The organism is Rhodoferax sp., from assembly GCF_028689305.1.
Lineage (GTDB): Bacteria > Pseudomonadota > Gammaproteobacteria > Burkholderiales > Burkholderiaceae_C > Rhodoferax.
The window spans coordinates 41,939-50,266 of the sequence record NZ_JAQTWM010000020.1; the positions used below are offsets into that span (position 1 = coordinate 41,939).

General features: G+C 56.2%; 7 protein-coding genes and 1 pseudogene. 3 read left to right on the plus strand and 5 right to left on the minus strand.

Annotated features, from left to right (window positions below; all coding sequences use genetic code 11):
- Both pstC and pstS read right to left on the minus strand, forming a co-directional pair.
- A pseudogene (pstC, locus tag PHW99_RS06480) lies at nucleotides 1–542 on the minus strand (phosphate ABC transporter permease PstC); the annotation flags it as partial.
- A 44-nt stretch (nucleotides 543–586) separates the two neighbouring features.
- Nucleotides 587–1,639, minus strand: a complete 1,053-nt coding sequence (gene pstS / locus PHW99_RS06485; protein ID WP_300174926.1) for a phosphate ABC transporter substrate-binding protein PstS — start codon at nucleotides 1,637–1,639, stop codon at nucleotides 587–589.
- Between the two features lie 217 nt (nucleotides 1,640–1,856).
- Between pstS and PHW99_RS06490 the strand changes: the two genes are divergently transcribed.
- Nucleotides 1,857–2,786 (plus strand): Ppx/GppA family phosphatase, encoded by a 930-nt coding sequence (locus PHW99_RS06490; protein WP_366913112.1) that lies wholly within the window; start codon nucleotides 1,857–1,859, stop codon nucleotides 2,784–2,786.
- 73 nt (nucleotides 2,787–2,859) lie between these two features.
- Complete coding sequence (locus PHW99_RS06495; RefSeq protein WP_300174928.1) at nucleotides 2,860–3,909, plus strand: extracellular solute-binding protein; 1,050 nt, start codon at nucleotides 2,860–2,862, stop codon at nucleotides 3,907–3,909.
- 78 nt (nucleotides 3,910–3,987) lie between these two features.
- On the opposite strand, the gene clpA is transcribed toward PHW99_RS06495, so the two are convergent.
- From clpA to PHW99_RS06510, 3 genes are all read right to left on the minus strand, one after another.
- On the minus strand, nucleotides 3,988–6,312 hold the full coding sequence (gene clpA, locus PHW99_RS06500; protein ID WP_300174930.1) for an ATP-dependent Clp protease ATP-binding subunit ClpA: 2,325 nt from the start codon (nucleotides 6,310–6,312) through the stop codon (nucleotides 3,988–3,990).
- 81 nt (nucleotides 6,313–6,393) lie between these two features.
- The gene (gene clpS / locus PHW99_RS06505; RefSeq protein WP_300174931.1) at nucleotides 6,394–6,756 is read right to left on the minus strand and encodes an ATP-dependent Clp protease adapter ClpS; all 363 of its coding nucleotides are present in this window, start codon (nucleotides 6,754–6,756) and stop codon (nucleotides 6,394–6,396) included.
- Nucleotides 6,757–6,823: 67 nt separating this feature from the next.
- Nucleotides 6,824–7,798: a tRNA-dihydrouridine synthase gene (locus PHW99_RS06510; RefSeq protein WP_300174932.1), complete on the minus strand. Its 975-nt coding sequence runs from the start codon at nucleotides 7,796–7,798 to the stop codon at nucleotides 6,824–6,826.
- Between the two features lie 144 nt (nucleotides 7,799–7,942).
- On the opposite strand from PHW99_RS06510, the gene PHW99_RS06515 reads away from it, so the two are divergent.
- The coding region (locus PHW99_RS06515) for an SRPBCC family protein (protein ID WP_300174934.1) at nucleotides 7,943–8,328 on the plus strand (386 nt) is incomplete at its 3' end.

An 8,328-nucleotide genomic window follows, 5' to 3' on the forward strand; every position in this document is an offset into this window, starting at 1 on the left:
GCTTCAATGTATGGCACCCCCTTGAACCAGCTCTGCAAGGGCTGCTGGACATAAGTCGCCAACAATGGACCAAACACCATCAAGCCCCACATGCCATACACAATTGATGGAATGGCAGCCAACAGTTCAATGGCAGTGCCCAGTGGCCGTTTGAGCCAAGCCGGTGACAACTCGGTCAGAAACAGGGCAATTCCAAAACTCACGGGTACAGCGATCAACAGCGCAATCAGCGAAGTCATCAAGGTCCCGTAAATCATCACCAGGCCACCAAACTCTTCCTTCACCGGATCCCAGGTTGCGGTGGTGAAAAAGCCAAATCCGTATTTGTTGATGGCTGGCCAGGCACTGACGGTCAGGGACATCAGAATCGCTATCAGCAAACCCAGAGTCAGCAACGCGGCACCTTTGGCAAGCCACGCAAAAACCAGGTCAGCCAGAGTGCCTGATCCAGTCGATTTCATGAAGGGAGGACGTAACATGGCACGGGCAGCAGTTGGCGTTGGGTTGATCGGCATCTCGCTCGCGGAAAGTGTAGTTGACACGTTATGGTCCTCCCTCACTTATTTGACAGATTCCTGATACCGACTTATTTGAGAGCCACCGGTTTGCCGGAAATGTCTTTCACATTGCCCCAAGACTTTTCGATGGTCGCAATAACACTGTCTGGCAAAGCCACGTAATCCAGGTCAGCTGCCAGTTTGTCGCCCTGCTTGAAAGCCCAGGAGAAAAACTTGAAAGTTTCTGTGGCTTTAGCCGGTTTATCCTGCTGTAAATGCATCAGGATAAAAGTCGCCGTCGAGATTGGCCAGGTCGCTTTGCCAGGCTGATCGGTGATCAACTGGTAGAAAGATTTATTCCAGTCCGCGCCAGCCGCAGCGGCCTTAAAAGCTTCTTCGCTCGGAGACACAAAAACGCCATCCTTGTTTTTCAACATGGTGTAGGTCATTTTGTTTTGCTTGACGTAAGAATATTCCACATAACCAATCGAATTGGGCAAACGATTCACAAAGGCAGCGACACCTTCGTTGCCTTTGCCACCCGCACCCACAGGCCAATTGACCGCCGTACCTTCACCAACCTTGGTCTTCCACTCCGGGTGAACACGGCTGAGGTAATTGGTGAAGTTGAATGTTGTGCCAGAGCCGTCAGCCCGACGCACCGGCGCAATGGCGGCATCCGGCAGTGCCAATCCAGGATTGAGTGCCTTGATGGCAGCATCATTCCATTTGGTGATCTTGCCCAGATAGATATCGCCCAAAACCTGGCCATCCAGCTTCAGCTGTCCAGGAGCAATGCCCTTGACATTGATCACCGGCACCGTGCCACCTATCACTGTGGGAAATTGAAATTGCCCTTTTGTCTTGAGGACCTCATCCGTCAGTGGCATGTCGGAAGCCCCAAAATCCACCGTCTTCGAGTCAATCTGCTTGATCCCGGAACCAGAACCGACTGACTGGTAATTTACCTTCACACCCGTGACCTTGTTGTATTCCGATGCCCACTTTGAATACAGCGGTGCCGGAAAGCTGGCACCTGCGCCGGTAATTTCCTGGGCTTGGGCCACACCTGCCCATGGAATAACACCCAAAAACGCTAGCGCTGTGGTGGTCAAAATGCTTTTGATAGGGCTTGATTTCATACCAAATATCCTTTAGTTGATAAACCTGTTTGTCGAACCAAAACCAGCGCGACATGGCTAATTTAAGGCGGTAATATGTCAGCTTTGTGACAATTCATGGACGGTGAAGCTTGTCTTTTGATCATGTCCAATGGGTTGGGGCTGACATGCCAACGATTGCACCGGGATGCTATGCTGATACCCTGATCGCCAGACACCCGTCACTCCAATCATCCGTATGGAACATCCAATTTGCCTGGCTGCGGTGGATTTAGGGTCCAACAGCTTTCGCCTTGAAATAGGCCAACTGGAAAATGGCCGCTTTTTCCGCTCTGAATACCTGAAAGAAACTGTTCGTCAAGGCAATGGGCTCGACGCGCAGCACAATCTGACTCTCGAAGCCATGCAGCGTGGCTGGGACTGCCTGGCTCGTTTTGGACAGCGTCTGTCCGGGTTTTCTGCCAATACGGTTTGCGCCGTCGCGACACAAACCTTGCGGGAGGCCCACAATCGTGATGCTTTTCTGGAGCCCGCAAGCCGTCTGCTGGGGTTCCCCATCACCGTCATTTCCGGACACGAAGAAGCACGCCTGATTTATCAAGGCGTTGCCCAGACACTGCCCCGACACAACGAACGTCGGTTGGTCATCGACATTGGCGGCCGATCTACCGAGCTCATTCTGGGCGACGGTCTGCAGCCTGGCCCCATGGCGTCGTATCCCATAGGCAGTATTGCCTGGTCAGCCCGTTTTTTTGCTGATGGACTGTTTTTACCCTCTTCCTTCACCGCTGCTGAAGCTGCCGCCAAGTTGGTTCTATCCGAAGCACTGACACTTTTCCCGCTGAAAAGCTGGGATGTCATTTACGGTTCAGCAGGTACCGTCAATGCCGTGGTTGATGTTTTGGCGGCCGCAGGTTGGTCGCCTGACAGCGTCAGCCGTGACGCCCTTAACTGGTTGCAAGAAAAACTGTTGACGGCACGACATATCGATCAGTTGCGTCTGGCGGGCATGAAAGAGGACCGTAAACCCATTATTGGCGGCGGTTTAAGCGTGCTGCGCGCGGTTTTTGACACTTTGGACATTTCCCGGCTTGAACGTGCGAACGGTGGTTTGCGCCACGGCGTGTTACTGGATTTGATGCAGCGAAATCCATCATTCATTCAATAAACCGTATCAAATACGAATAATTCTCATTTGATATGTATACTCAGGACTCCATCCATGAATGAATTGAACCACCATGCACTTCAAACACCTGCCTCTGAACACGCTTGCCGTCAGCTTGACACTGTGCTCGGCAACCTTCGCCCAAAGCAATTCCGTCAATATCTACTCCGCCCGTCACTATCCTTCTGACGAGGCGCTTTACGCTGACTTCACCCGTAGCACCGGCATCAAGATCAACCGGGTTGACGCCGATGATGCCGGCATCATTGCCCGGCTCAAAGCTGAAGGTGCAGCGTCTCCAGCCGATGTGATCCTGATGGTGGATGCAGCACGCCTTTGGCGGGGTGAGACCGATGGTTTGTTTTTGCCGGTCAAATCCCGGCTGCTTGATGAAGCCATTCCAGAGCAGTTGCGTGCCGGCAAAAACAGCGAAGGTGCTACCCCATGGTTCGGTTTTTCGACCCGGGCACGCGTCATTGTCTACAACAAGGCCCATGTCAAACCCGAGAACGTTGCAACCTATGAACAACTGGCCGACCCGATCAACAAAGGCAAGCTGTGTATCCGCTCCGGCTCGCATCCCTACAACTTGTCCTTGTTTGGCTCTGTCATGGAGCATCTGGGCACGCCAGCGACCGAACAGTGGCTCAAAGGCATGGTCACCAACATGGCCCGCTCACCCAAGGGCGGCGACACCGACCAGATCAAGGGGGTGGCCGCTGGAGAATGTGGCGTGGCCATTACCAACACCTACTATCTGGCGCGGCTGATGCGCTCAGACAAAGCGGAAGACAAGGCGGTTGTGGACAAAGTGGGCGTGGTGTTTCCGAACCAGAGCAGCTGGGGCACACACATCAACATCGCTGGTGGCGCAGTGGCCAGACACAGCAAAAACCAGGCCAATGCCATCAAATTTTTGGAGTACCTTGCCAGTCCGGCCGCCCAGAATCATTTTGCCAACGGCAACAATGAATGGCCGGCGGCACGCGGCGCCAGTATCGCCAACCCGGCGTTGCAGGCCATGGCCGGCGGCAACTTCAAAAGTGAAACCATCCACATCAGCGTGGTCGGTGCCAATCAGGTCAAAGTCCAGCAATTGCTAGACCGCGTCGGCTTTAAATAAACCTCCACCCGCCCCATCTCCGGGGCTTTGTATCCAGGAAGGGGCAAGACCGGATGTGTCTGCCCTACCTCGGCATCATCAGTTGGCTGTTGCCTCTTGCGCTTCCGGCTTGGATTTGCCTTCTTTCTTGGGCAAAGGTGTGATGTCCAACAAAACCTCGGTCTTGCTGTCGTCCTTGTCGTCAAGGTCCACCGTCAGCCGGCCGCCGTCGGTCAAGCGACCAAACAGCAGTTCATCGGCCAGGGCTCGGCGAATGGTGTCCTGAATCAGCCGTTGCATCGGGCGGGCGCCCATCAGCGGATCAAAACCCTTCTTGGCCAGATGCTTGCGCAGTTTGTCGGTGAAGGTGACGTCCACTTTCTTGTCGGCCAACTGGGCTTCCAGTTGCAACAGGAACTTGTCCACCACCCGCAGGATGACTTTTTCATCCAGCGCCTTGAAGCTGACGATGGCATCAAGCCGGTTGCGGAACTCCGGCGTGAACAGGCGCTTGATATCAGCCATTTCATCACCGGACTCACGCGGATTGGTGAAGCCGATGGCCGCCTTGTTCATGGTCTCGGCACCCGCATTGGTGGTCATGATGATGATGACGTTGCGGAAGTCCGCCTTACGGCCATTGTTGTCGGTCAGCGTTCCGTGGTCCATCACCTGCAGCAGCACGTTGAAGATGGCTGGATGGGCTTTCTCAATTTCATCAAGCAACAGCACGCAGTGCGGCTTCTTGGTGATGGCTTCGGTCAACAAACCACCCTGGTCGAAACCGACATAACCCGGAGGCGCACCAATCAGCCGGCTCACCGCGTGTTGTTCCATGTATTCGCTCATGTCAAAGCGAATCAGCTCAATGCCCATGATGTAGGCCAGTTGTTTGGCCGACTCGGTTTTGCCAACACCGGTGGGGCCGCTGAACAAAAAGGCACCAATCGGTTTGTCACCCTTGCCCAGACCCGAACGCGCCATCTTGACTGCTGAAGCCAGCATGTCCAGCGCCTTGTCCTGACCAAACACCACGTTTTTCAGGTCACGCTCCAGGGTTTTGAGCTTGCCACGGTCGTCATTCGACACATTGGCAGGCGGAATGCGGGCGATCTTGGCCACGATGTCCTCGACTTCCGCCTTGGTGATGATTTTCTTGCGCCGCGACGGCGGCAGGATCCGCTGTGCCGCACCGGCCTCGTCAATCACATCAATCGCCTTGTCCGGCAGATGGCGGTCATTGATGTATTTGGCGCTGAGTTCAGCTGCGGCCTGCAGTGCCCCCAGCGCATATTTGACACTGTGATGCTCTTCAAACCGGGATTTGAGTCCCTTGAGGATGTCCACCGTCTGCTCGACCGAGGGCTCCACCACATCCACCTTCTGGAAACGGCGCGACAGCGCGGCATCCTTCTCGAAAATGCCGCGGTATTCGGTGAACGTGGTGGCACCAATACACTTGAGCGCACCCGAACTCAGCGCCGGTTTGAGCAGGTTGGAGGCGTCCAGCGTGCCCCCCGAGGCGGCTCCCGCACCAATGAGCGTGTGGATTTCATCAATGAACAAAATGGTGTTGGGCTTGTCCTTGAGCGACTTCAACACCCCCTTGAGGCGCTGCTCGAAATCACCCCGGTATTTGGTCCCGGCCAGCAAAGCCCCCATGTCCAGTGAGTAAACCACCGCCTCAGCCAGAATCTCCGGCACATCCTTTTGCGTGATGCGCCAGGCCAAGCCTTCGGCGATGGCAGTTTTGCCCACACCGGCTTCCCCCACCAGCAGCGGGTTGTTCTTGCGACGCCGGCACAGGATCTGGATGACGCGTTCAACCTCATACTCACGGCCAATCAGCGGATCGATCTTGCCGTCTCTGGCCAACTGATTGAGGTTTTGGGTGTATTGCTCCAGTGGAGAAGACTTCTCGTTCCGGTCTGCGCCCTCTTCCGCTTCGGCCTGGCTCTCACCCGACTTGGCAGGCTCAGGTGGGTCGCTCTTCTTGATGCCATGGGCAATAAAGTTCACCACATCCAACCGTGTCACGCCCTGCTGGTGCAGGTAATAAACAGCGTGAGAATCCTTCTCGCCAAAAATGGCCACCAGCACGTTGGCACCGGTCACTTCCTTCTTACCGCTACCGGTGGACTGCACGTGCATGATGGCGCGCTGGATCACGCGCTGAAAACCCAGCGTCGGCTGAGTGTCCACGTCATCCGTGCCCGCCACCTGGGGCGTGTTGTCTTTGATGAAGGTCACCAGGGATTTGCGCAGGTCGTCGATATTGGCCGAGCAGGCGCGCAACACTTCGGCCGCACTCGGGTTGTCCAACAGGGCCAGCAACAGGTGCTCCACCGTGATGAACTCATGGCGCTGCTGGCGCGCCTCAACAAACGCCATATGAAGACTGACTTCCAATTCTTGGGCAATCATGGGGTTCCTTTAATAGCTTTGTTTCAAGCGTTAACTGTAATCTGAATTGAAATCAGGGTGTGCGTCAAAGGATTCAAGTACTCAGGACTCCACGGGTTCGGAAATACATTGCAAAGGGTGGCCGGCCTTGTTGGCCGCCTCCAACACCTGGCTGACCTTGGTGGCTGCCACATCACGCGTATAAACACCACACACCCCGCGGCCATCCAGGTGAATCTTCAGCATGATCTGCGTCGCCGTTTCCAGATCCTTGCCAAAGTACTCCTGGATCACGATCACCACAAACTCCATCGGCGTGTAGTCGTCATTGAGCATGACCACCTGGTACAACTTGGGTGGACGTGTTTTCTGGGTGCGCCGCTCCAGCACCACGGTGCCATCCGGGGCAATTTCGTCAGCCTGAACCGGACGTGGCGGGACAATTTTTGGTGGTTTTGTACTCATGAAATCATTCTATCGAGCCACTCAGCCTGCTGCTGTTCTGTGGCAAATGGAGACACTCACTCTGGATTCAAGCCCTCAAGGTGCTCAACCAGCGGTCAACATCGGCCGGGTCATGAAAGGTACGCACCGCATCAAAGGCCAGTTGGGCTTGCGGATAACAGCGCCGTAACAAGTTCAGCCACTGTTTGAGCCGCCCGGTTCGCTGACCCACGGTCAGGTGGAGACACACCTGCCGCCAGAAGTCCGCCACCAGCGGCAACAGCTGTTCCCAGCTCAGGGCGGTGAGCCCCTCGATCGCGCCTTCTTTTGAGCTGCCACCGGCGTCAGCGGCCAAAATGGCGCGCGCCAACCCCGGATTCGCCACCATGCCGCGCCCCAACATCAGTGCCTGGCAGCCGCTGGCGACACGGCAAGCCTGGGCATCGGCCACCGTCCAGATCTCGCCGTTGGCCACCACCGGAAACTTCACCACCTGAGCAATGTCGGCGATCCGCTCCCAATAAGCTGGCGGCCGGTAACCATCCACCTTGGTACGGGCATGCACCACCAGCTCACTGGCCCCACCGGCCTCAATCGCCAGCGCACACTCTTCGGCCCGACGGTCGTCGTTCAAACCCAGGCGCATCTTGGCGGACACCGCCAGAGGCACGGGCACCGCCCGGCGCACCGCCGACACAATCTGGTACAGCAATTCAGGCTCATCCAGCAGGGCCGAGCCACCACGATGCCGGTTCACCACTGGCGACGGACAGCCAAAGTTCAGGTCAACGCCATCCGGCCCCAGACTGGCCAGGAAGGCCGCGTTCTCGGCCAGACACACCGGGTCAGACCCCAACAGTTGCGGGCGTACCGGCACACCGGCAGCAGTTTTGCCCCCCTGTCGCAGTTCAGGCACCTCACGCAAAAACACCCGCTCGGGCAACAGCGTGTCGGTGATACGGATGAATTCGGACACACAGCGGTCCACCCCGCCGACACGGGTCAGGATGTCGCGCAGCACAAAGTCGAGCAGGCCCTCCATCGGGGCAAGAAGCAAGGTCATGGGGCAGGTCCGTTCATTGGGCGGGTATTGTGGCGGCAATCACAGCGCGCTCGGCTGGCGGCGCCATTTACTTTTGACAGGGTGGCAACGCCTGCTTACATTAACGGGGCTTTTCATAACAAATCATTGATGCCGAGGAGACATATGACCATCAAAGTCACGATTGATCTGGGTTACGAACTGGCCGTCAAGGCCGACTTCCAAACCGTTTTTGACACCCTGTCGGACGTTCCCACGTCGGCCAGCTTTTTCCCCAAAGTCGACAAACTGGTGGATCTGGGCGACGGCGCCTACCGCTGGGAAATGGCCAAAATCGGTCTGCCGCAGATCAATCTGCAAACCATTTATGCCTCCAAATATGTCGCCAACCGCGCCAAGGGTACGGTGGTCTGGACCCCGATCGAGGGTGAAGGCAATGCCCTGGTCTCGGGCAGCTGGAAGATCGTGGACAAGAAAAAATCCACCCACATCACATTTGGCACCCAAGGCGAACTGACACTGCCCTTGCCCGGCCTGATGAAAATGGTGGT